Raw genomic sequence first — 21,485 nt, 5'->3', positions numbered from 1 at the left:
CAACAAAAATTCAACACGAAGTTATCAGGGTGATCTTCATCACATATGTATAGAAATTTTCGGCTATGAAAAAAGTATTAACCTGTTTGAGCGTTAAAGGCTCGAACAAGTGATAAGGGAAGCGGTAATGAAGGCGGATAAATTATGGTCAAAAGAAGGTCTTCTGGTAGACCCTCTTTTGGTAAGGAATTGCCGTTGCGACATAAAACGAAAAGTGGAAGATATCAGGGATACACTTTCTCTTTGTACTCGCAAAGATCTTCGATAATACAGGAGCCACAGCGAGGCTTACGGGCAATACAGGTATAACGGCCATGGAGAATGAGCCAGTGATGGCAATCCACCTTAAATTCGGCGGGAACCACCTTTAGCAGTTTCTCTTCAACCTGCTCGACATTCTTGCCCGGTGCGAAGTTAGTGCGGTTAGAGACGCGGAAAATATGGGTATCAACGGCGATAGTCGGCCAGCCAAACGCGGTGTTAAGTACCACATTCGCAGTCTTACGTCCCACGCCGGGTAATGCTTCCAGCGCGGCGCGATCTTCCGGCACTTCACCCCCATGCTGTTCCAGCAGGATCCGGCAGGTTTTGATCACGTTCTCAGCCTTGCTGTTAAAGAGTCCAATGGTTTTGATATAGGACTTCACCCCGTCCACGCCCAGTTCCAGCATCGCTTTTGGCGTGTTGGCGACCGGATAAAGCAGGGCGGTCGCCTTATTAACGCTCACGTCGGTAGCCTGCGCAGAGAGCAGCACGGCGATCAACAGCTCGAACGGGGAGTTAAAATTCAGCTCCGTCGTCGGGTGTGGGTTCTCATCCCGCAGACGGGTCAGGATCGCAATGCGCTTTTCTTTATTCATGAGGCCTTCTCGGGTATCCCTTCCTGTACGCTGCGCTCAGCCGCGCGACGCTTACGTTTTTCATCAATCAGGTATTTTATCGCCAGCATCATGCCGAGGCCAATAAACGCGCCTGGCGGCAGCATGGCCAGCAGGAACGGCGTATCGGTGTGGAAGACTTCGATGCGCAGCGCTTTAGCCCAGCCGCCGAGCAGCGCATCTGCGCCATCAAACAGCGTTCCGTTACCCAGGATCTCACGCATTGAGCCGAGCACGAACATGGCACCGGTTGCCCCCATACCAATAGAGAAACCATCCAGAGCCGACATCGCCGGGCTGTTTTTTACGGCAAAAGCTTCCGCGCGCCCGACCACAATACAGTTGGTTACGATGAGGGGAATAAAGATCCCGAGCGACTGATACAGACCGAACGCATAAGCGTTAATCAGCATCTGGACGATACTCACCACCGACGCGATGATCATGACGTAAATCGGAATACGGATTTCCGATGGCGTCCAGCGGCGCAGGGCAGAGATGGACAGATTGGTCAGGGTGAGAACCAGCGTGGTTGCCAGCCCCAGACCCAGCGCGTTGGTGGCGGTGGATGTCACTGCCAGCAGCGGACACATCCCCAGCAGCTGTACCAGCGCGGAGTTGTTCTTCCACAATCCCTGGACGATAACCTCTTTAACCTGGCTCATGATTACTCCTCACAGGCCGGAAGATTGTTCATCTGCGCGGGCAGCGTTTCCGCATACAGCCCGGCTCGTTTTACGGCATTGACCACGGCCCGTGGGGTAATGGTTGCCCCCGTGAACTGGTCAAACTCGCCGCCATCCTTTTTCACAGCAAACGCAGGATCCGCTTCGCCGTGGATCACTTTTCCGGCAAAATGCAAAATCCAGTCGCTCAGACGGGTTTCAATTTTATCCCCCAGGCCTGGCGTCTCATGATGTTCCGTCACGCGCGTACCCAACACGGTACCGGAGAAATCGCTGCCGACCAGCAGTTGAATCGCCCCGGAGTAGCCATCGGGCGCCGTCGCTTCCATTACCGCGCCTACCGCGTTATCCCCCTTACGGGCAATAAAGACGCGGTGCGGGCCTTTGCCTAACTGAGGTGCCTGGACCACGAAGCAACTTTTCTGCAGGTCATTATCGTAGAAATCAGGGGGGATCACCTGATCGAACAGGGCTTTTTGCTGCTTCACCGCCTGTTCGTCGATGGTCGATTTGGTCAGGTTGTTCACCAGGGCCGTCAGTCCGGTGAGGACCGCGGCGAAAATGGCCAGCGTGACGCCGTGTTTTTGCATTGTTTTCAGCATCGCGAAACCCTTAACGGTGGCCGTACACGCGCGGACGCGTGTAGTAGTCGATGAGCGGAACGGTGATGTTTGCAAGCAGAACCGCGAATGCCACACCGTCCGGGTAACCGCCAAAGCTGCGGATGAGCCACACCAGCAAGCCGGCCAGTGCACCGAAGATCAGGCGGCCACGGTTCGTGGTAGATGCCGTTACCGGATCGGTCAGGATAAAGAACGCACCCAGCATGGTTGCCCCCGAGAGCAGATGCATCTGTGGGCTGGCGAGCGATTCTGGCGAGAACACCCATCCCAGTGTGGCGCAGACCGCCAGCGTCACGAGGAAGCTGACCGGAATATGCCAGCGGATCGCTTTCTGCTGCAGCAGGAAGAGCCCGCCCAGCAAATAAGCAAGGTTCACCCACTGCCAGCCCGCGCCCGCCAGCATGCCGCTGAAGATGGCAGATTTCATAATCTGATCGACGGAGTGTCCGGCATGCAGGGAGGTTTTAAACGTATCGAGTGGTGTGGCCTGGCTGATGCCATCCACGCCCATACGCAGCGCGTTCATATCCGCACCGAGCGCGGTATGGCCGGTAAAGATAACGTGCAGGGCATCCATAAAGCCGGGTACTGTCGCGGCAATGTCATGCGGCGGCAACCAGCTGGTCATCTGAACCGGGAAGGAGATGAGCAGTACGACGTAGCCAATCATCGCCGGGTTGAACGGGTTATGGCCCAGCCCACCATAAAGTTGTTTGGCAATAATGACTGCAAACACCGTACCGAGCACCACCATCCACCACGGAGCAAACGGTGGAATACTGATTGCCAGCAACAGGCCAGTCAGCAGTGCTGAGTTATCGGCAAGGATGCGGGAAACCGCCAGCTTACGCAGTTTAAGCACCAGGGCTTCTGCCCCTAAGGCGCTGGCACAACCCAGCACTATCTGGAACAGCGTTCCCCAGCCGAAAAACCAGCACTGAACGGCAATGCCCGGCAGCGCCGCCAGGCACACCAGCATCATGATGCGTGATGTCTGGCGCTGATTATGGGTGTAAGGGGAACTTGCGATTCTGAAAACCATTTAATCCTCGTTAACTGCTTGCTGTGCGGCTTTCTTCGCCTGAACGCGCGCAATGGCGGCGGCGACTGCGGCTTTACGTGGGTCGTCGTTTGCGGCCGGTTGCTGTTCTTCCTGCTGCGCTGCTTTGCGGGCCTTGGCGCGGGCAATGGCGGCTTCGACAGCCGCCTTACGCGGGTCGACAGGTGCTTCAGGCGCAGCGGCTTCAGGCTGCGCCGCCGCTTTACGCGCTTTGGCACGGGCAATGGCGGCTTCGACAGCCGCTTTACGCGGGTCGACGGGGGCTTCAGGCGTAGCGGTTTCAGTCTGCGCCGCTGCTTTGCGCGCTTTAGCGCGCGCGATCGCCGCTTCAACAGCCGCTTTACGGGGATCTACGGCCTCCACTTCTTGCTCAACCACCACGTTTTGTTCGCCGGCCTTACGCGCTTTGGCGCGAGCGATCGCCGCTTCAACAGCCGCTTTACGGGGATCTACGGCCTCCGCGTCTTGTTCAACTACCTCGTTTTGCTCGCCGGCCTTACGGGCTTTGGCGCGGGCAATGGCGGCTTCAACGGCGGCTTTACGCGGATCGATCTCAGCGTCAGAGGAGGCTGACTGTGCTTTTTCTGCCTGACGGGCGCGCGCAGCCGCTTTACGCGCTTCGCGGGCGGCAATCGCTTCGCTGTTATCCGGTTTTTCACCGGCCGGGATCACCACGGTCTGGGCTGCCGTCGCTTTTTTCTCCCGCACGCGTGCCAGTGCGGCATTAATCGCATCCTGGTCTTTTTCGCCGGGCTGAACTGCTGCCTGTTTGTGACGCGCCTGACGGGCCAGTTTTTCACGTTCCAGACGCGCCTGACGCGCTTCAAAACGCGCTTTCGCTTCGGCTGCGCGTTTCTCTTCCATGGAGATGGCATAAATCTCGGCCTTCTCCTGGCGGAAGTACTGCACCAGAGGAATGTTACTTGGGCAGACCCAGGCGCAGGCACCGCATTCGATGCAGTCGGCCAGGTTATGGGCCTGCGCTTTATCGTGCAGCTGACCTTTGCTGTACCAGTACAATTGTTGCGGAAGTAAATCCGCCGGACAGGCATCGGCACAGGCGCTGCAGCGGATACAGCCTTTCTCCTCCTGCTCTTCACCCATTTCGGTCGGGGAGGGGGCAAGCAGGCAGTTTGTGATTTTTACTACCGGGACATCGAGCCACGGCAGGGTAAAGCCCATCAGCGGGCCACCCATGATCACCATCTGGTCGCTGCCCGGGCAAAAATCAGCCTGTTCCAGCAGATGACGAACCGGCGTACCCAGACGCGCCCAGACGTTGCCCGGACGTGCGACAGATTCACCGGTCAGCGTAACCACGCGCTCGGTCAGCGGTTCACCGTCCACCACCGCACGTTTCACGGCGTAGGCTGTCCCGACGTTTTGCATCAGCACCCCGATGTCCGAAGAGCGTCCGCCATGCGGAACCTGCTTGCCGGTCAGAATTTGCGTCAGCTGTTTGGCACCGCCAGAGGGGTACTTGGTTGGGATAACGCGCAGGCCGATATCGTGGCTGCCGTTGAGGACGGCACGCAACATCGAAATAGCCTGTGGCTTATTATCTTCAATGCCAATCAGCACTTCGCGTGGCTGCAGAATATGGGCAAGAATGCGGATCCCTTCCACGACCTGCGCGGCGCAGTCCTGCATCAGACGATCGTCGGCGGTGATGTAGGGTTCACATTCTGCTGCATTGATGATCAGAGTCTGAATTTTATCGCCGCCGCCGTGCAGTTTGACGCCAGTAGGGAACCCCGCGCCGCCCAGGCCGGCAACGCCGAATTGATGAATACGCTCGATAAGCGCTTCGCGGCTCCGGTTGCGGTAGTCGCTCCAGCCGTCACGGTCTATCCAGCGGTCTTCTCCGTCGGCTTCAATAATGACGCTCAGTTCGGAGAGCGCAGAGGGATGTGCTACGGTATGGGGGGCGATCGCCACCACTGTACCGGACGTCGGAGCGTGGACCGGCAGCATACGTCCGCGACCGAACGTTAACGGCTGGCCGCGAAGGACGGTATCGCCTTCTTTCACGCACAGTTCACCCTCAGCACCGATATGCTGTTTCAGCGGCATGACGTAACGGGACGCCAGCGGAATTTGGCGCAGCGGCGTGCCGTTGGACTGGGTTTTCATTTCAGGTGGATGGATACCACCATCAAAGTCCCAAATCTTCTCTTTTCTGAAAGCAGAAAATAACTTAAGCATGTTGTTCCACAGGAATGATGCGAACCGGAATGGTTTGAAGATCCCACTTCCAGCTTTCGGTAGTCGGTTCAACCGGGCGCAACGTTATACATTGCGTCGGGCAGGGTGCCACGCAGAGGTTACAGCCGGTGCACAGATCCGCCACGACGGTGTGCATGGCACGGGTTGCGCCAACGATGGCGTCGACAGGGCATGCCTGAATGCATTTTGTGCAGCCGATGCAGTTCGCTTCGTCAATCACGGCGAGGGCGCGAACCGGCTCCTGCACATCTTCATCGCCGTCAACAGGTTGCGGGTCAACGTTAAGCAGGGCGGCTATTTTCAGCATTACCGCTTCACCGCCGGGTGCGCAGCGGTTAATTTTTTCACCCTGCACGCCTACCGCTTCGGCATAGGGGCGGCAGCCAGGATAGCCACACTGCCCGCACTGGCTTTGCGGCAGAAGCTCATCGATTTTTTCTACAACAGGATCGTCCTCTACCGCGAAACGGCGGGAGGCGTAACCCAGAATAAGGCCAAACACCAACCCCAGCACGCTGATAGAGGCGATGGCTATCCAGATAGTACTCATTACAACTTCACCAGACCACTAAAGCCCATAAAGGCCAGAGACATTAAACCTGCTGTCACCAGGGCGATCGCGTTACCGCGGAATGGCGCAGGGATATCCGCTGCTGCCAGACGCTCGCGAATCGAGGCGAACAGCACCATCACCAGAGAGAAACCGACGGCGGCAGAAAAACCGTACAGCGCCGATTGCATGAAATTATGCCCAAGGTTGATGTTCAGCAGCGCCACGCCAAGTACTGCACAGTTGGTGGTAATCAGCGGCAGGAAGATACCCAGCAGGCGATAGAGAGCCGGGCTGGTTTTACGCACCACCATTTCTGTGAATTGCACTACCACCGCGATGACCAGAATAAAGGACAGCGTACGCAGATAGATTAAATCCAGCGGGATGAGGATCCAGTTATCAATCAACCACGCGCAGATAGACGCCATCGTCATCACGAAGGTGGTTGCCAGCCCCATGCCCATCGCAGTTTCCAGCTTTTTGGAAACCCCCATAAATGGACACAGGCCAAGGAACTTCACCAGGACGAAGTTGTTAACCAGCACAGTGCCGACAAAGAGCAGTAAGTAATCGGTCATTATTTAGCCTGAAATAAAAAAGCCGCCTATTATCGGACAAACCACCGCAGGCGACAACAGGTTATCTGTAAGGTTATTACGGGTTCACAAAGGTGTTCTTCACCCGCGTCGAACGCTTGAAATAGGGCACCAGCAGCGCCGCAGCCAGTAACGGAAAAAGCAGCTGGCGAACGGCCAGGGCATCAGAAACTGGCGAAAAAGCAAAGGCTTTCACCGCCAGCAGGACCGAAATCAGCAGCCAGATAATGTAGTGTTTAGGGACACCCTTACGGCGCTTAAAGAAGGCAATGGTCAGCCATAGCGTGTAGTACCACATCCCGATCGCAAAAACGAACGACACAAACCACATCGTAATATTAAGCACACTTTGCGACATCAGGGTCTGGATTGCATGAGGTGTAATCAGTGCGGTGGTATAAAGCAGCAGCGCAAGTGATGCGCTTAATAAGGCAACCAGCAGCCATGCCAGTGGGGCGATTAACCAGCCTCCAATTCGTTCTCCAGGCGTTGCGGTCATGAACTCTCCCATAATCTGCGCGAAATGTTGTACAGCCAGTTTGCAGGGCGGAGAGTATATAACATTTCGCGCGGATGGCTACTTTCTTATAAAACGTAGCGCCATACAGACTTAGGCACTTCACCGACGTTGAACAAACGGCCACCGGAGACCAGCTCCGCACGGCGGTGGTCAGCGGCGCGATACATATTGATGATTTCCTGATTATCCGACAGCGTGTAGTTCAGATGGTCAAACAGTTTTTCCAGGCTCTCAAGCGAATTGATCTTGCGAAATTTTAATAAATAGTCCTGAACTGTCATATTAATAAGTTTCCATATAAAAGTGAGTAATACCAGTTAAGGTAATTCGTCCGAATAATAAACGGATTAATAAAGACGTAAACAGCCCACTCAGATAACGCGACTAAATTAGGAGTTTTCTTTGCTGAAAGTACAGGCATCAGACGATGCCTGGAAGAGAAGGTTAACCGTGTTCACTAGGGCTGGCAATAAGTAACTGACATATTATGTCACTCTTTATTGCGGTAACCGGTTACTTAGGTTGGGCGACGGTGACAGGCTCCGGCGGCTGGTAGTTATCGATATGGCTGGCAACGCCAAGCAAAATGACCGATACCCCAAGAACAATCCATCCCGCTAATTCAATGATTCGATTAATAATTGACGTCATGACTGGTACGTGTAATTTATCCATAAATACAGGTTGCAAATGTTACAGCGCCGTTTCCCCCGCGGCAAGTGCTTTGGGAATGGTTCCCCTAAACAAAATCAGAACGTTAAATCTATGTAACAAAAACAACCGGCATAGCCTGCTATTTTACGTCATATGGCACATGATTAATCTGTAAGAACGTCAGAGTAGCCAGTGTGAAATAAGATAGTCATAAAAGAGGGCAACATTATGAGTGATAGCATCCGCGTCGGGCTTATTGGTTACGGGTACGCGAGCAAGACTTTTCATGCGCCTCTGATTGCCGGGACGCCGGGCATGGCGCTGGCGGCAGTTTCCAGTAGCGATGCCACGAAAGTGCATGCAGACTGGCCCTCCGTGCCGGTTGTTTCTGAACCTAAGCATCTTTTTAACGACCCTAATATTGATCTGATCGTCATTCCCACCCCCAATGACACGCATTTTCCGCTGGCAAAGGCTGCACTGGAGGCCGGTAAGCACGTTATTGTCGATAAACCCTTCACGGTGACGTTGTCACAGGCACGCGAACTGGATGCGCTGGCAAAAAGTTTTGGCAGAGTGCTTTCGGTATTTCATAACCGCCGCTGGGACAGTGATTTCCTGACGGTAAAAGCGCTCCTTAATGAAGGTACGCTGGGCGAAATCCTCTTTTTTGAATCGCACTTTGACCGGTTCCGCCCTCAGGTCCGAAACCGCTGGCGTGAGCAAGCCGGGCCGGGCAGCGGCATCTGGTACGATTTAGCGCCGCATGTTCTCGATCAGGCCGTAAATTTGTTTGGCCTGCCGGTCAGCATGACGGTCGATCTGGCCCAGCTCAGACCCGGAGCGCAAACCACCGACTACTTTCATGCCATCTTGAGTTACCCGCAGCGGCGTATTGTACTGCACGGGACAATGGTGGCAGCCGCCGAATCAGCGCGTTATATCCTTCACGGTACGCGCGGGAGCTATGTGAAGTTTGGTCTCGATCCTCAGGAAGAACGCCTGAAAAACGGCGAGCGTTTGCCGCAGGAAGACTGGGGCTATGACATGCGGGACGGGGTTGTGACGCGGGTGGAAGGCGAGGAGAGGGTTGAAGAAACGTTATTGACGATCCCGGGTAACTATCCGGCGTATTATGCCGCTGTCCGTGATGCGCTAAACGGGACGGGGGATAACCCGGTTCCGGCCAGCCAGGCGATTCAGATTATGGAATTGATTGAACTGGGGATTGAATCAGCCAAACACCGCGCAACGCTCTGTCTGGCGTGATTCTGGCAAAGCCGGGTAAGGGGACGACCCCACCCGGCAACGGGCTTAGCCGCGGGCGACCTTATCCCGCAGCGCCTGTTTCTCTGCTGGCGTCAGGAAGGCGATGTCCAGGCCGTTAATCTGCGCCTGGCGGATCTGATCCTGACTCAGGCCAGCCTGCGGTGCGGCGACGGTGTACTCATGAATAATATCCACGCCCTGTACTGCCGGATCGTCCGTGTTCAGTGAGGCCAGAACACCGTGCTCCAGGAAGGTTTTCAGCGGGTGATGCGCCAGTGATGCCACTGTGCTGGTCTGAATATTGGACGTCAGACACGATTCAATACCAATACGCTGCTCGGCAAGGAAATCCATCAGGGCGCGATCTTCAACGGCTTTGACACCATGACCGATACGCTCTGCACCCAGCTCACGGATGGCCTGCCAGATGCTTTCAGGGCCTGCCGCTTCACCGGCATGCACGGTAATGTGCCAGCCGGCGTCACGCGCGCGGTTGAAATGAGAAAGGAACAAACTGCCCGGGAAGCCGAGTTCATCCCCCGCCAGGTCAACGGCAGCGATCGCATCACGATGTGCCAGTAACCCTTCCAGCTCCTGCAGGCAGGCCGCTTCACCGAAGGTACGGCTCATAATGCCAATCAGGCGAGCCTGAACGTCGAAGGTTTTACACCCTTCGCGCACGCCGTCAATTACCGCTTCAACCACGCCTGCAACGGGCAGGTTGTGGGTCATCGCCATATAGCCTGGCGAAAAGCGCAGTTCAACGTAGTGCAGGCCATTACGGGCGGCATCTTCAATATTTTCGAAAGCAACACGGCGGCAGGCATCCAGCGAGGCCAGCATCTTCACGCCCCAGTCGAGTTTGCTCAGGAAACTGACCAGATCCGGTTCATTTGAGGTGACCTGAACGTGGGGGATTAGGGTCTCAATCGTTTGTGCAGGGAGCGTGAGATTGTACTGGCGGCCAAGATCGAGGATGGTTTGGGCACGAATGTTACCGTCAAGATGGCGGTGAATATCAGTTAGTGGCAGGCGTGTATCAATCATGGTCGCACTCTTTTCTGGTTAAAGTGCGTCATATTATAAAAACAAAACGAGGTAAAAAGCTATTTGCGCAAGGGAATATTCCGTTGCGCAATCTGATTACAGGAGCGTCGTTATGCCGGCGATCAGCCGCTGAACCCCTTGCTCAAGCTTGCTACGCGGGCATCCCGCGTTCAGACGGACAAAACCGCTACCCTCTTCGCCGTAGGTGTATCCCGGCATGATGGCGACCTTTTGCTGCTCAATCAGGACTTTTTGTAGCATTTTATCGTCAAGGTTGAGTGGGCGTAAATCGATCCAGGCCAGATACGTGGCTTCCGGTGGCTGCCAGTTGAGCGTCGGAAACGCGCGGTGTAATTCGCGTGCAATGTACGCCAGATTTTCCTCCAGATACGCCCGCAACGCATCCAGCCATGGCTCTCCCTGCTGATAGGCAGCAATGTGGGCCGTCAGCGCCAGTACGGAAGGGGAAGAGAGCCCGTCACGACCTTTTAATGCGCTGAGGTAACCGTTACGGCTCTGTTCATCGCCAATAAGCCCCCAGGCACCGGTGAGCGCCGGTATGTTAAAACTTTTTGAACCAGAGCTCAGAAGTGCCCATTTGCCGCGTGCCACTTCATTCCACGGCGTATGGCGACGGCCTCCCCACACCATGTCCATATGAATTTCATCGCTAATCACCGCCACGTCATAACGGGCGCACAGTTCTGCCATGTGACTCAGCTCTTCACGGGTCCAGACTTTACCCGTGGGATTTTGCGGGCTGCACAGCAGCAAAATTTTGTTTTCCGGTTTTGCCAGCGCCGCCTCAAGTGCGGCCCTATTTCCCTGCCAGCCCGTGGCATGTTTTTCCATCGCCACGCCGACCACCTGGCGGGCATTCCCCTCGATGGCCTTATAGAACGCATCGTAAGCGGGGGTATGGACCACCACGCCGTCGCCGGGAGTTGACCAAAGGCGAATCAGTTCGGATACCATATAAATAACGGAAGGCCCGTACACGAGCGAGTCGGTATCAATGTGGCTGTTAAAGCGCTGCCGGAACCAGTGCGCCACAGCGGCGAGAAACTCTTCATTTTTCCAGCGGCTGTAGCCAAACACCCCGTGATGAATACGCTGGTGCAGCGCTTCGGTGATGCAGGGCGCGGTCGCGAAATCCATATCGGAGATGGTGAAGGGCAGCAGATCGGCCGCGCCAAAGCGGTCGGCGACATAGTCCCACTGCGTGCACCAGGTGCCGTGTCGATCCACGACGGTTGAAAAATCGAACATGACTCAAGTCCTTAAAGAAAAACCCCCTCAGCGCGAGGGGGTGAGGCATCAGGCTTCCACTGTACGCATCAGGGTTGCCAGCTCATCTTTCACTGACTGAACCTGCGGGCCGATAACCACCTGCAAATTATGTTGATTTAACTGTACCACGCCGATCGCCCGGTTGGCTTTCAGGGCGTTGGTGTCCACTTTCGACATATCCGCCACCGACAGGCGCAGTCGGGTGATGCAGTTATCCAGAGAGGTAATGTTATCCGCACCACCCAACGCCGCCAGAATAGCAGGGGTGTTATAGCCGGACTTACCCACGGTACCTGCAACAGCCTGCTCAACGCTGCTGGCGGTATCGGTATCCCGTCCAGGCGTTTTGAGGTTAAAGCGGGTGATGGCGAAGCGGAAAATGCCGTAGTACACCGCGAACCAGATAGCGGCGACCACCGGTACCAGGTACCACTTGGTCGACAACCCGTGCAGGATCCCGAACACTACAAAGTCGATGACGTTGCCGTCGGTATTCCCGATGGTGACGCCCAGCACCGCCATCACAGTGAAGCCCAGACCGGTCAGTACCGCGTGGATGAGATACAGCACTGGCGCGACAAACAGGAACAGGAATTCGATTGGCTCCGTTGTACCGCCCACGACACAGGCGATGACCCCGGAAATCAGCAGCCCTTTAATTTTATGGCGGTTTTCCGGACGAGCACAGTGATACATGGCCAGCGCCGCACCCGGCAAGCCGCCGAGGAAGGCCGGCATTTTACCCTGTGACAGGAAGCGGGTTGCACTTTCAGAGAAGCCGTGCGTGGTCGGACAGCTCAGCTGTGCCTGGAAGATGGTCAGCGCACCGCTCACATCGTGTCCGCACACCTCCATTGTGCCGCCGGCTTCGGTAAAGCGGATCAGCGCCACCAGAATATGTTGCAGACCAAACGGCAGCAGCAGACGTTCGCCGGTTCCGAAGATCATCGGACCAAAATCGCCCGCACCGTTGATGATGCGGCCAATCCCGTTAATCCCCAGCGCAAAGACTGGCCAGATCAGCGGAATAATAAGGCCAAACAGACCCATGACCACAAGGGTTACAATGGGTACAAAGCGGGTGCCCCCGAAGAACGCCAGCGCATCAGGCAGGCGGATATTGTGGAAGCGCTCGTGCAGCATCCAGATAATCACCCCGGCGATCACCGCGCCGAGGATCCCGGTATCAATGGACTGAATCCCGATAACGCTCTGAATGTTGTTCGCTTTAAGCACGGCGGCATCGGTGGTGGGCAGAATGCCTTTAGCCGTCAGCCAGAAGTTCACCGCAAGGTTCATTACCGCATAACCGACAAACCCGGCAAAGGCGGCCACGCCTTTGTTCTCGCGTGCCAGACCCAGCGGGATAGCAATACAGAACATCACCGGCAGGAAGCTAAAGGCGAAGGAGCCGACTTTACTCATCCAGATAAAGATCGCCTGCAGCACAGGTGTCCCGAGGAACGGGATCAGCGTGATGACGTCCTTACTGCTCAACGAACTGCCGATCCCGAGCATGATCCCGCAGAACGAGAGGAGTGCCACGGGCAGCATAAAGGTTTTACCCAGTTGCTGGAAAAATTCCCACAGCGATATTTTTTGTGCTGCTTTCGCCGTCATAAAACGACTCCTTTATTGTTAAAATCAGTTTATCTGCTTCAATGCTGCGAGAAGATAAAACGTTTTATCAAAGTTTAGTGCGCTCTGAATCACATTCTCAGGCTTTGACTAGTAGTATAAAGATTACATATTGATAAAACGTTTTACCGATCTCATTTCAGGGAGTCACGCCGACACATGGCTGTAGCGAAAAAAATCACCATCAACGATGTCGCGCTGGCGGCGGGGGTTTCCGTCAGCACCGTTTCACTGGTGCTCAGCGGGAAAGGACGCATTTCTCCCGCGACCGGGCAACGGGTTAACGAGGCGGTTGAGCAACTGGGCTTTGTACGTAACCGCCAGGCATCAGCGCTGCGCGGCGGCCAAAGCGGTGTGATCGGTTTGATTGTGCGTGACCTGACCTCTCCCTTTTATGCCGAACTGACCGCGGGCCTGACCGAAGCGCTTGAAGCGCAGGGACGGATGGTCTTTTTGCTTCACGGCGGTCGCGAGGCCGATCAGCTCCTTTCCCGTCTGGATATGCTGCTTACGCAGGGCGTCGACGGGGTGATCGTCGCCGGCGCGTCGGGTGTGAGTAATGACTTGTGCGAGCGCGCCGCCGAAAAAGGCGTGCCGCTGGTGTTTGCCTCGCGCGCCAGTTATCTGGACGAAGCCGATACCCTGCGACCGGACAACATGCAGGCCGCACAAATGTTGACGGAGCATCTCATTCATCGTGGGCATCAGCGCATTGCCTGGCTTGGCGGAAAAAGCTCGTCCCTGACGCGAGCCGAGCGGGTAGGCGGCTACTGCGCGACGCTGATTAAATACGGCCTCCCGTTCCACAGTGAATGGGTGGTGGAATGCGAATCCAGCCAGAAGAAAGCCGCGGAAGCGATAAACGCGTTATTACGGAGTAGCCCGACGATAAGCGCCGTGATTTGCTATAACGAGGTGATTGCGATGGGGGCCTGGTTTGGCCTGATCCGCGCCGGGCGTCAGAGCGGCGAGGGTGGGGTTGAAACCTTCTTCGGCCACCAGGTGGCGTTAGGGGCATTTGCCGACGTTGGTGAAAACGCGCTGGACGATCTGCCCATTGTCTGGGCCACCACACCTGCCCGGGAGATGGGTTACACGCTGGCGGACAGGATCATGCAGCGCATCGAGAAAGCAGACGTGCAGGCCGGGCACCAGATTGTGTCGGCACGGTTAGTGACGGTGAAATAGTATTTCGTGGCATCAGTCTGAGTACCTGCAACCGGTAATAAAAAACCCCTCAGAGAGGGGTTTTGATGATTACTGCTGTGGTGCAGCGGGTGCAGCGGGTGCAGCGGGTGCTTCAGGCACGGCCGGCGCTGCCGGTTCAGCCGGTTCCGGCATCCCCAGAGCAGGCATACCAAACATCCCGACAAAATCTTCCAGCGGCATTTTATCGCCGTTTAGCGTGACCTGACCGTTGGCATACTGCAGGCTGGTGGAAATGGTGTTGTCTTCCATCTTCGTGATGCGGAACATCTGGCCCATTGCCGCCAGGCCTTTCACCTGCTGGCTCGCCAGCTTGCCGGCATCTTCATCGCCATACCCTTCAAGCTTCGCAATCTGGGTCATAAACTCGGTTGCCATATCCACAGGGATGGTCAGCTTGCTGTCGAGTGACTTCACGCTGCGATCCACTTCCTGCGCCAGCGTCTGAGGTTCACCCGTTGCGGTTGCAGGGTCTTTCAGGAACAGGGACAGGTTAAAGTTGGTTTCGCCTTTGCTGTTTTTCCAGCTCAGCGGGGCCACGGTGATAACTGGCTCGCCTTTCAGCAGGATTGGCAGGTTGTTCATCAGCACCGCCATGGCCTGCTGCTGGTAAACTTCCGGATTCTGCTGCAGCGCGGCATTGCTCAGCAGTGCCTGGCTCTCTTTGCTGTATTTCTGGCTAAATTCATGCCACGCCTGACCGTCGATATTGCCAATCTTCAGCGACAGTTTGCCGGTCCCGAGATCCTGGTTCTGCACTTTCAGGCTCTTCAGGGCGTAATCCAGTTGGGTATTGATGCTCTTACCGTCTTTAGACACGTCGGATTTGCCGTCCACCTCCATGCCTTCCAGCACGGCCATCTCTTTCCCTTCAACCGCGATAGCAATCTTGTCAAAAGAGAGTTTCTGATTACCGATACGCTCTTTAAAATCGGTCATCTTGCTGTCGCCGTCGGCTTTCAGGTTATTGAACGTCAGCTGAACCTTTTGACCGTATTCATTGACGGCATTGATCAGGCCGCTCTCTGCTTCACCGGTCAGGGAGAAGACATTTCCATCGCGGTCAGCATCAACCTTGAAATTCCCCCCGCTAAAGGTCACTTTCTCATTATCTTTCTCGTAGTTCAGTGCTTTCAGATCGATACTGGAACGTGTGTCGCCGGCGTAGCTGATGCGGGTGTTAACCTCGAAAGGTGACTCGTTCTTTGCCAGATCAAACAGAGGTTTGGTTAAGTCGTTATTCACCAGTACAGTATGAACGGACGCCATCGACGGGATCAGGTTAAAAGACGTTAACTGTGCCAGCGGGAACGGACCGTGGCTGACCACTTCATCCAGCACCACGCTTTGGCCCGGTTTCAGCCAGCCATTTTCATTACCGGCAACAGGCTTGACAACCACCTGCATATGGCTGGTAAAGACACCACGCTGATAATTCTGGTAGGCAAGCTCCACGCCTGCTTCCGGCGCGCCACGCTTAAGCTCTCCGTTAGCCTGTGCCACCATCTCAGCCAGACGGCTTTCCAGCTGTTTCCCGGTAAACCAGGAGGCACCTGTCCAGACCACGCCTAACGCTACAATCACTCCTACCGCTACGACCGATTTTTTCATTGCGACTATCCCTAAAATGAAACCAGGCGGTAGAAACCGCCCGGTGATGTAAAGTCTTCAACTAGCTTAGCAAGAGTTGTTAAAAAATTCAGTAAGTGCTTATAGCTTATTAAAAACACGCGCCAGACGACCGGTACCGCTCACGCTCACCGGCGACTCGTTTGCCGCTACAAATGCCGATTCGCCTGGCTTGAGCACCAGACGCTCGCTACCTTTATGCAGCGTTGCTTCACCCTCAACGCAGAACAGGATTGCCGCGCTCTCCTGCGCGATGGCGGTTTCTGCCGGGCTCAGGTCATGCAGTGAGAAGGCAAAATCATCCACCGGGATGGGGAAGTCCAGCTCCGCACCCTGTTTAACAGGCTGAGTCAGCAGGTGATCCGCAGGCTTCGCCTCAAACTTCACGTTGGCAACCAGCTCAGGGATATCAATGTATTTCGGTGTCAGGCCTGCACGCAGTACGTTGTCTGAGTTGGCCATCACCTCCAGCGCCACGCCCTGCAGGTAGGCGTGCGGGGTTTCAGCAAACAGGAACATCGCCTCGCCCGGGTTCAGCTTCACCACGTTCAGCAGCAGAGGGGAGAACAGGCCGCTGTCGTCCGGGTAGAATTCAGAAATCAGGCGGATGGTATCCCACGGCTCACCGTGCTGGCTGTCCAGTGCTGCTTTCAGCACCGCCAGGGCGTGAGATTTCTCTTCTCCCTGCATGTTCAGCAGGCTGGCGAAAAGCTGGCTCAGGCCTGCTGCATTCGGGTTTTCCAGGAAGTGAGCGATAGCGTTGTTAGCACCCGCCACCGGCTGCAGCAGGGAGATGATTTCTGAGAACTCGCGAAACGCGTTCATCGCCAGGAATGGGGTCAGCGCAAAGACCAGTTCCGGCTTGTGGTTAGGATCTTTGTAGTTACGCTCGGCGGCATCTAACGGAATACCGGCCGCGTTCTCTTTCGCAAAGCCCATCTCAGAGGCTTTTTTATTCGGGTGCACCTGGATCGAGAGCGGCTGGTCGGCGCACAGCACTTTAAACAGGAACGGCAGCTCACCAAAACGGCTGGCAACCTTGTCACCCAGCAGGGTGGCTTTGTCGGCATCAATCACGTCGCGCAGAGAGCGAACCTGGCCGCTTGCGTCTTCAATTTTTGAGCTGCTCTTCGGGTGCGCACCCATCCACAGTTCTGCCATTGGCAGGTTGTTTGGGTTCGCGATACCGTAGAGATCCGTTAACGCAGTTTTACTTCCCCAGGCGTAGTTTTGCACTGAGTTAATGAGTTTTTGCATTATCAAGCCCTGATTCAATGGTGGAATTAACTCCGGGTATTAAAGCAATAAACCACATGGAAGTAACCTGTGGATGTAAAAAGTCGTACTAGTCTCAGTTTTTGTTAAAAAATTGTGTAGGATAAGCTGACTCGCTTTTAAGCGGGCAGCGGAACATCTGCCCAAATAATCAGACTGAAGCAGTAAGTGAGAGAACAATGTCGAACAAACCCTTTCATTATCAGGATCCTTTCCCCCTCAGTAAGGATCAAACCGAATATTACCTGTTAACCCGCGATCACGTCTCCGTCTCTGAATTCGAAGGGCAGGAGATCCTCAAGGTCGATCCGCAGGCGCTGACGTTACTGGCGCAGCAGGCTTTCCACGACGCCTCGTTTATGCTCCGCCCTGCGCACCAGCAGCAGGTTGCCGATATCCTGAGCGACCCGCAGGCCAGCGAAAACGACAAATACGTCGCCCTGCAGTTCCTGCGTAACTCGGATATCGCGGCGAAAGGTATTTTACCTACCTGCCAGGACACCGGCACGGCCATCATTGTGGGTAAAAAAGGCCAGCGCGTCTGGACCGGCGGCGGCGACGAAGCGGCGCTGGCGCACGGCGTGTACAACACCTACACCGAAGACAACCTGCGCTACTCGCAAAACGCGGCGCTGGATATGTACAAAGAGGTCAACACGGGCACAAACCTGCCTGCGCAGATTGACCTGTATAGCGTGGACGGTGATGAATACAAATTTCTCTGCATCGCCAAAGGTGGCGGTTCAGCGAACAAAACCTATCTCTACCAGGAAACCAAAGCGCTGCTCACACCGGGCAAGCTGAAGAATTATCTGGTTGAGAAAATGCGCACGCTCGGCACCGCTGCCTGCCCGCCGTACCATATTGCCTTTGTGATTGGCGGTACGTCAGCAGAGAGCACCCTGAAAACGGTGAAGCTGGCGTCGACCAAATACTACGACGGCCTGCCTACCGAAGGGAACGAGCACGGCCAGGCGTTCCGCGATGTTCAGCTCGAACAGGAACTGCTGGAAGAAGCGCGTAACCTCGGCCTGGGCGCGCAGTTCGGCGGCAAATATTTTGCCCATGATGTGCGTGTGATCCGTCTGCCGCGCCACGGCGCCTCCTGCCCGGTCGGGATGGGGGTCTCCTGTTCTGCGGATCGTAACATCAAGGCGAAGATCAACCGCGAAGGCGTCTGGATCGAAAAACTGGAGAACAACCCAGGGAAGTACATTCCTGAAGCGTTGCGCAAAGCGGGCGAAGGTGAAGCCGTTCACGTTGACCTGAACCGTCCGATGAAAGAGATTCTGGCGCAGCTGTCTCAGTATCCGGTGTCGACCCGTCTCTCTCTTAACGGAACCATCATCGTTGGTCGTGACATCGCTCACGCGAAACTGAAAGAGCGTCTGGACAACGGTGAAGGGCTGCCGCAGTACATCAAAGATCACCCGATTTACTACGCAGGCCCGGCCAAAACGCCAGAAGGCTACGCCTCTGGCTCGTTAGGCCCGACCACCGCAGGCCGTATGGACTCGTATGTTGACCAGCTGCAGGCCAACGGCGGCAGCATGATCATGCTGGCAAAAGGAAACCGTAGCCAGCAGGTGACGGATGCCTGCCATAAACACGGTGGCTTCTACCTGGGCAGCATCGGCGGTCCGGCTGCCGTACTCGCGCAGGGCAGCATTAAGAGCCTTGAGTGCATTGAATACCCGGAACTGGGTATGGAAGCTATCTGGAAAATTGAAGTGGAAGATTTCCCGGCGTTTATCCTTGTGGATGACAAAGGTAACGACTTCTTCAGGCAGATCCAGTCCTCTCAATGTTCGGCGTGTGTGAAGTAATCTACTATAGCCGGGTGGCGTTCACGTCACCCGGCACATCAAAGAGCGCACAAAGCGCCATATCTTTTCTGTAAAGCAATCAATACTTATCTCTGAAGCATGTGAGCAATCCCGACAGTGTTATCAAGGAGAAAGTAATGACTACGGTACGCCGTGAGAAAGACTCTATGGGCGCGATCGATGTCCCGGCTGACAAGCTATGGGGCGCGCAAACCCAGCGTTCGCTGGAACATTTCCGTATTTCGACCGAGAAAATGCCCGTCTCGCTGATTCAGGCGCTGGCGCTCACTAAACGTGCGGCCGCCAAAGTGAATCAGGATTTAGGCCTGCTGGCGGCAGATAAGGCCACCGCGATTATCACTGCTGCCGATGAAGTGCTGGCCGGCAAGCATCCCGATGAATTCCCCCTCGCCATCTGGCAGACCGGTTCTGGCACCCAGAGCAACATGAATATGAACGAAGTGCTGGCGAACCGGGCAAGCGAACTGCTGGGCGGCGTGCGCGATATGGAGCGTAAGGTTCACCCGAACGATGACGTAAACAAAAGCCAAAGTTCGAACGACGTCTTCCCGACGGCGATGCACGTGGCGGCGGTGATTGCGCTTCGTGAACAGCTGATCTCGCAGCTCAACGTGCTTAAAACCACCCTTGGCGAGAAGGCGCAGGCTTTCAGCGATATCGTCAAAATAGGACGTACTCACCTGCAGGATGCCACGCCGCTGACGCTCGGCCAGGAGATTTCCGGCTGGGTGGCAATGCTAGAACATAACCTCAAGCACATCGAGTACAGCCTGCCGCATCTTGCAGAGCTGGCGCTGGGCGGAACGGCGGTCGGTACGGGGTTAAATACCCATCCGGAATATGCGGTGCGCGTTGCCGACGAGCTGGCGGCCATCACCGGGCAGCCGTTTATCACGGCGCCGAATAAGTTTGAAGCGCTGGCCACCTGTGATGCGCTGGTTCATACCCACGGTGCCCTCAAGGGTCTGGCAGCGTCGTTGATGAAAATCGCCAATGATGTGCGCTGGCTGGCCTCGGGTCCCCGTTGCGGTATCGGTGAAATTAGCATTCCGGAGAACGAGCCGGGTAGCTCAATCATGCCGGGCAAAGTAAACCCGACCCAATGTGAAGCCATGACCATGCTCTGCTGTCAGGTAATGGGTAACGACGTTGCCGTTAACATGGGCGGCGCGTCCGGTAACTTTGAGCTCAACGTCTATCGCCCGATGGTGATTCACAACGTGCTTCAGTCCATACGCCTGCTGGCGGACGGTATGGAGAGTTTCAACGAGCACTGTGCGTCAGGCATTGAGCCAAACCGCGAGCGCATCAGCCAGTTGCTCAATGAGTCGTTGATGCTGGTGACCGCGCTGAATACCCATATCGGCTACGACAAAGCCGCCGAGATTGCGAAAAAAGCGCATAAAGAGGGGCTGACGCTGAAAGCCTCCGCTCTGGCATTGGGTTACCTGACGGAGGCTGAGTTTGATGCATGGGTACGCCCGGAATCGATGGTCGGCAGCCTGAAATAATCACTGCGCCACATACAGGTGCAGCCGCGGAATAATCAGCTGCAGCGGTTGCGCCTGAGGTCTGTAACGATGCTGGACATTTTCAGCATCGTAATTCAGCAGTTCGCCAATATCCGGCACAATGGCCCCCTGATCGGCATCATAAAGAGCGATCAGCGGCGTCGGGCAGGCATACTGTACCTGTTTTTGCTGGCCGGAATACCAGACGCGTGCGATAGGCTGCACCTTCACCGGACGCTTAATCTTAAGCCGGGTATCCGCCGGCAGTGAGGCGATGCTGTGGTACTCCTGCTCAAGCCGTTCAATCCACTGCTCGCGTGACCACGGTGCGACAGTCCGCGGTGCCTTCAGACTCTTTTCCAGCTGCGCCAGAATGTCATCCCGGGTGAAGTTTTTAATGATGTGCTTGTTAGCCCAGCCGAAGCGAAGCGTGGCGGGATGACGCAGTACCGTGAGCGTACGGTAGGCATTCAGGGTGATTAATCCCGGTAGCTGTCGGTGTACCCATTCAAAACGGGCGGCAGGGGCCAGACCCGACTCTTCAGTGATGATCTTTTCAAACGTCGCCTTAAGCGTGTTGATATGCGCAATCTGGTTTTCCAGCGCTTCTCGCGTTGTTGCATCAGTTTGCAGGCAGATTACGCCCGGCAGACGAACGGCCGCCTTACTGCTGCGGTTTTCTGACTGCTGCTGGATAAACAGGCGACGGTAGTGCCGCAGCGTCAGTTCCAGCGCCGCTTTGCCGATATGCTGCTGCACCTCTATGGTTTCCAGCGGGTCGTGTTCAGCGCCTTTCACCACATCCGGCAGGGTAAAGACGCGCGCGGCTAACAGACGGCAGGTCTGCAAACGTTCGGTCAGGGTCAGTAACTCGTGTTCAATGTCGCGGAACGTGCTGTTCAGCCTTTCGATGAGATCGTACGTCGCCATGATAACTCTTCATTAGTTACAACATACTTATCATATAGCACAGTACG

General features: G+C 55.6%; 20 protein-coding genes. 4 read left to right on the top strand and 16 right to left on the bottom strand.

Features of this window, described 5'->3' with window-relative positions:
• Positions 1-224: 224 nt before the first annotated feature.
• From nth to blr, 10 genes are all read right to left on the bottom strand, one after another.
• On the bottom strand, positions 225-860 hold the full coding sequence (nth, locus tag ACMVME_RS03140; RefSeq protein WP_014169797.1) for an endonuclease III: 636 nt from the start codon (positions 858-860) through the stop codon (positions 225-227).
• A complete protein-coding gene (locus tag ACMVME_RS03135) occupies positions 857-1,543 on the bottom strand; it encodes an electron transport complex subunit E (protein WP_020884326.1) in 687 nt (228 codons plus the stop codon). Before ACMVME_RS03135 ends, nth begins: the two co-directional genes overlap by 4 nt.
• Positions 1,544-1,545: 2 nt before the next feature.
• Positions 1,546-2,166 carry an electron transport complex subunit RsxG gene (gene rsxG / locus ACMVME_RS03130; RefSeq protein ID WP_020884325.1) on the bottom strand — a complete coding sequence of 207 codons (621 nt, stop codon included), beginning with the start codon at positions 2,164-2,166 and terminating at the stop codon, positions 1,546-1,548.
• A gap of 10 nt (positions 2,167-2,176) precedes the next feature.
• The gene (rsxD, locus tag ACMVME_RS03125) at positions 2,177-3,229 is read right to left on the bottom strand and encodes an electron transport complex subunit RsxD (protein WP_014169800.1); all 1,053 of its coding nucleotides are present in this window, start codon (positions 3,227-3,229) and stop codon (positions 2,177-2,179) included.
• Positions 3,230-5,452, bottom strand: coding sequence for an electron transport complex subunit RsxC (gene rsxC, locus ACMVME_RS03120; RefSeq protein WP_063435087.1), 2,223 nt, complete (start codon positions 5,450-5,452; stop codon positions 3,230-3,232).
• Positions 5,445-6,023 carry an electron transport complex subunit RsxB gene (gene rsxB / locus ACMVME_RS03115; protein WP_014169802.1) on the bottom strand — a complete coding sequence of 193 codons (579 nt, stop codon included), beginning with the start codon at positions 6,021-6,023 and terminating at the stop codon, positions 5,445-5,447. The genes rsxC and rsxB overlap by 8 nt, the downstream gene beginning before the upstream one ends.
• On the bottom strand, positions 6,023-6,604 hold the full coding sequence (rsxA, locus tag ACMVME_RS03110) for an electron transport complex subunit RsxA (protein WP_014169803.1): 582 nt from the start codon (positions 6,602-6,604) through the stop codon (positions 6,023-6,025). Before rsxA ends, rsxB begins: the two co-directional genes overlap by 1 nt.
• Before the next feature lie 76 nt (positions 6,605-6,680).
• The gene (locus ACMVME_RS03105; RefSeq protein ID WP_025204344.1) at positions 6,681-7,121 is read right to left on the bottom strand and encodes a DUF2569 domain-containing protein; all 441 of its coding nucleotides are present in this window, start codon (positions 7,119-7,121) and stop codon (positions 6,681-6,683) included.
• An 86-nt stretch (positions 7,122-7,207) separates the two neighbouring features.
• Positions 7,208-7,423: a transcription modulator YdgT gene (ydgT, locus tag ACMVME_RS03100; protein WP_006174966.1), complete on the bottom strand. Its 216-nt coding sequence runs from the start codon at positions 7,421-7,423 to the stop codon at positions 7,208-7,210.
• Positions 7,424-7,655: 232 nt separating this feature from the next.
• Positions 7,656-7,781 (bottom strand): division septum protein Blr, encoded by a 126-nt coding sequence (gene blr / locus ACMVME_RS03095; protein ID WP_168112406.1) that lies wholly within the window; start codon positions 7,779-7,781, stop codon positions 7,656-7,658.
• A 243-nt stretch (positions 7,782-8,024) separates the two neighbouring features.
• On the opposite strand from blr, the gene ACMVME_RS03090 reads away from it, so the two are divergent.
• On the top strand, positions 8,025-9,065 hold the full coding sequence (locus tag ACMVME_RS03090) for an oxidoreductase (protein ID WP_068794551.1): 1,041 nt from the start codon (positions 8,025-8,027) through the stop codon (positions 9,063-9,065).
• 45 nt (positions 9,066-9,110) lie between these two features.
• Here ACMVME_RS03090 and add read toward each other — a convergent pair whose 3' ends face one another.
• The 3 genes from add to malX form a co-directional block, all read right to left on the bottom strand.
• Positions 9,111-10,112 (bottom strand): adenosine deaminase, encoded by a 1,002-nt coding sequence (gene add, locus ACMVME_RS03085; RefSeq protein ID WP_014169807.1) that lies wholly within the window; start codon positions 10,110-10,112, stop codon positions 9,111-9,113.
• 96 nt (positions 10,113-10,208) lie between these two features.
• Positions 10,209-11,381 (bottom strand): MalY/PatB family protein, encoded by a 1,173-nt coding sequence (locus ACMVME_RS03080; protein WP_040017321.1) that lies wholly within the window; start codon positions 11,379-11,381, stop codon positions 10,209-10,211.
• Between the two features lie 48 nt (positions 11,382-11,429).
• Positions 11,430-13,022 carry a maltose/glucose-specific PTS transporter subunit IIBC gene (gene malX / locus ACMVME_RS03075; protein ID WP_014169809.1) on the bottom strand — a complete coding sequence of 531 codons (1,593 nt, stop codon included), beginning with the start codon at positions 13,020-13,022 and terminating at the stop codon, positions 11,430-11,432.
• A 177-nt stretch (positions 13,023-13,199) separates the two neighbouring features.
• Between malX and ACMVME_RS03070 the strand changes: the two genes are divergently transcribed.
• Positions 13,200-14,228 carry a Mal regulon transcriptional regulator MalI gene (locus ACMVME_RS03070; RefSeq protein ID WP_014169810.1) on the top strand — a complete coding sequence of 343 codons (1,029 nt, stop codon included), beginning with the start codon at positions 13,200-13,202 and terminating at the stop codon, positions 14,226-14,228.
• A gap of 69 nt (positions 14,229-14,297) precedes the next feature.
• On the opposite strand, the gene ACMVME_RS03065 is transcribed toward ACMVME_RS03070, so the two are convergent.
• On the bottom strand, positions 14,298-15,857 hold the full coding sequence (locus ACMVME_RS03065) for a YdgA family protein (RefSeq protein WP_068794552.1): 1,560 nt from the start codon (positions 15,855-15,857) through the stop codon (positions 14,298-14,300).
• A gap of 99 nt (positions 15,858-15,956) precedes the next feature.
• Positions 15,957-17,132 carry a mannose-6-phosphate isomerase gene (gene manA / locus ACMVME_RS03060; RefSeq protein ID WP_068794553.1) on the bottom strand — a complete coding sequence of 392 codons (1,176 nt, stop codon included), beginning with the start codon at positions 17,130-17,132 and terminating at the stop codon, positions 15,957-15,959.
• A gap of 197 nt (positions 17,133-17,329) precedes the next feature.
• On the opposite strand from manA, the gene fumA reads away from it, so the two are divergent.
• Together fumA and fumC are read left to right on the top strand one after the other, a co-directional pair.
• Positions 17,330-18,976 carry a class I fumarate hydratase FumA gene (gene fumA / locus ACMVME_RS03055; protein WP_025204339.1) on the top strand — a complete coding sequence of 549 codons (1,647 nt, stop codon included), beginning with the start codon at positions 17,330-17,332 and terminating at the stop codon, positions 18,974-18,976.
• A gap of 137 nt (positions 18,977-19,113) precedes the next feature.
• Positions 19,114-20,508, top strand: a complete 1,395-nt coding sequence (gene fumC, locus ACMVME_RS03050; RefSeq protein WP_414743383.1) for a class II fumarate hydratase — start codon at positions 19,114-19,116, stop codon at positions 20,506-20,508.
• Here fumC and tus read toward each other — a convergent pair whose 3' ends face one another.
• Positions 20,509-21,438: a DNA replication terminus site-binding protein gene (tus, locus tag ACMVME_RS03045; protein ID WP_014169815.1), complete on the bottom strand. Its 930-nt coding sequence runs from the start codon at positions 21,436-21,438 to the stop codon at positions 20,509-20,511.
• Positions 21,439-21,485: the final 47 nt, after the last annotated feature.

The sequence above is a fragment of the Enterobacter cloacae complex sp. 2024EL-00711 genome (genome assembly GCF_047529885.1).
GTDB lineage: Bacteria > Pseudomonadota > Gammaproteobacteria > Enterobacterales > Enterobacteriaceae > Enterobacter > Enterobacter ludwigii.
Note: the sequence above shows the minus strand (reverse complement) of the source record. Positions and strands in the feature narration are given on the sequence as shown.

Bases quoted from the DNA above. Each gene is read 5' to 3' on its own strand.
- rsxG (WP_020884325.1), bottom strand. From the start codon at position 2,166: ATGCTGAAAACAATGCAAAAACACGGCGTCACGCTGGCCATTTTCGCC.
- ACMVME_RS03070 (WP_014169810.1), top strand. From the start codon at position 13,200: ATGGCTGTAGCGAAAAAAATCACCATCAACGATGTCGCGCTGGCGGCG.
- rsxB (WP_014169802.1), bottom strand. From the start codon at position 6,023: ATGAGTACTATCTGGATAGCCATCGCCTCTATCAGCGTGCTGGGGTTG.
- malX (WP_014169809.1), bottom strand. From the start codon at position 13,022: ATGACGGCGAAAGCAGCACAAAAAATATCGCTGTGGGAATTTTTCCAG.
- add (WP_014169807.1), bottom strand. From the start codon at position 10,112: ATGATTGATACACGCCTGCCACTAACTGATATTCACCGCCATCTTGAC.
- ACMVME_RS03135 (WP_020884326.1), bottom strand. From the start codon at position 1,543: ATGAGCCAGGTTAAAGAGGTTATCGTCCAGGGATTGTGGAAGAACAAC.
- rsxC (WP_063435087.1), bottom strand. From the start codon at position 5,452: ATGCTTAAGTTATTTTCTGCTTTCAGAAAAGAGAAGATTTGGGACTTT.
- ACMVME_RS03065 (WP_068794552.1), bottom strand. From the start codon at position 15,857: ATGAAAAAATCGGTCGTAGCGGTAGGAGTGATTGTAGCGTTAGGCGTG.
- rsxA (WP_014169803.1), bottom strand. From the start codon at position 6,604: ATGACCGATTACTTACTGCTCTTTGTCGGCACTGTGCTGGTTAACAAC.
- ydgT (WP_006174966.1), bottom strand. From the start codon at position 7,423: ATGACAGTTCAGGACTATTTATTAAAATTTCGCAAGATCAATTCGCTT.
- rsxD (WP_014169800.1), bottom strand. From the start codon at position 3,229: ATGGTTTTCAGAATCGCAAGTTCCCCTTACACCCATAATCAGCGCCAG.
- fumA (WP_025204339.1), top strand. From the start codon at position 17,330: ATGTCGAACAAACCCTTTCATTATCAGGATCCTTTCCCCCTCAGTAAG.
- nth (WP_014169797.1), bottom strand. From the start codon at position 860: ATGAATAAAGAAAAGCGCATTGCGATCCTGACCCGTCTGCGGGATGAG.
- tus (WP_014169815.1), bottom strand. From the start codon at position 21,438: ATGGCGACGTACGATCTCATCGAAAGGCTGAACAGCACGTTCCGCGAC.
- ACMVME_RS03105 (WP_025204344.1), bottom strand. From the start codon at position 7,121: ATGACCGCAACGCCTGGAGAACGAATTGGAGGCTGGTTAATCGCCCCA.
- ACMVME_RS03080 (WP_040017321.1), bottom strand. From the start codon at position 11,381: ATGTTCGATTTTTCAACCGTCGTGGATCGACACGGCACCTGGTGCACG.
- manA (WP_068794553.1), bottom strand. From the start codon at position 17,132: ATGCAAAAACTCATTAACTCAGTGCAAAACTACGCCTGGGGAAGTAAA.
- ACMVME_RS03090 (WP_068794551.1), top strand. From the start codon at position 8,025: ATGAGTGATAGCATCCGCGTCGGGCTTATTGGTTACGGGTACGCGAGC.
- fumC (WP_414743383.1), top strand. From the start codon at position 19,114: ATGACTACGGTACGCCGTGAGAAAGACTCTATGGGCGCGATCGATGTC.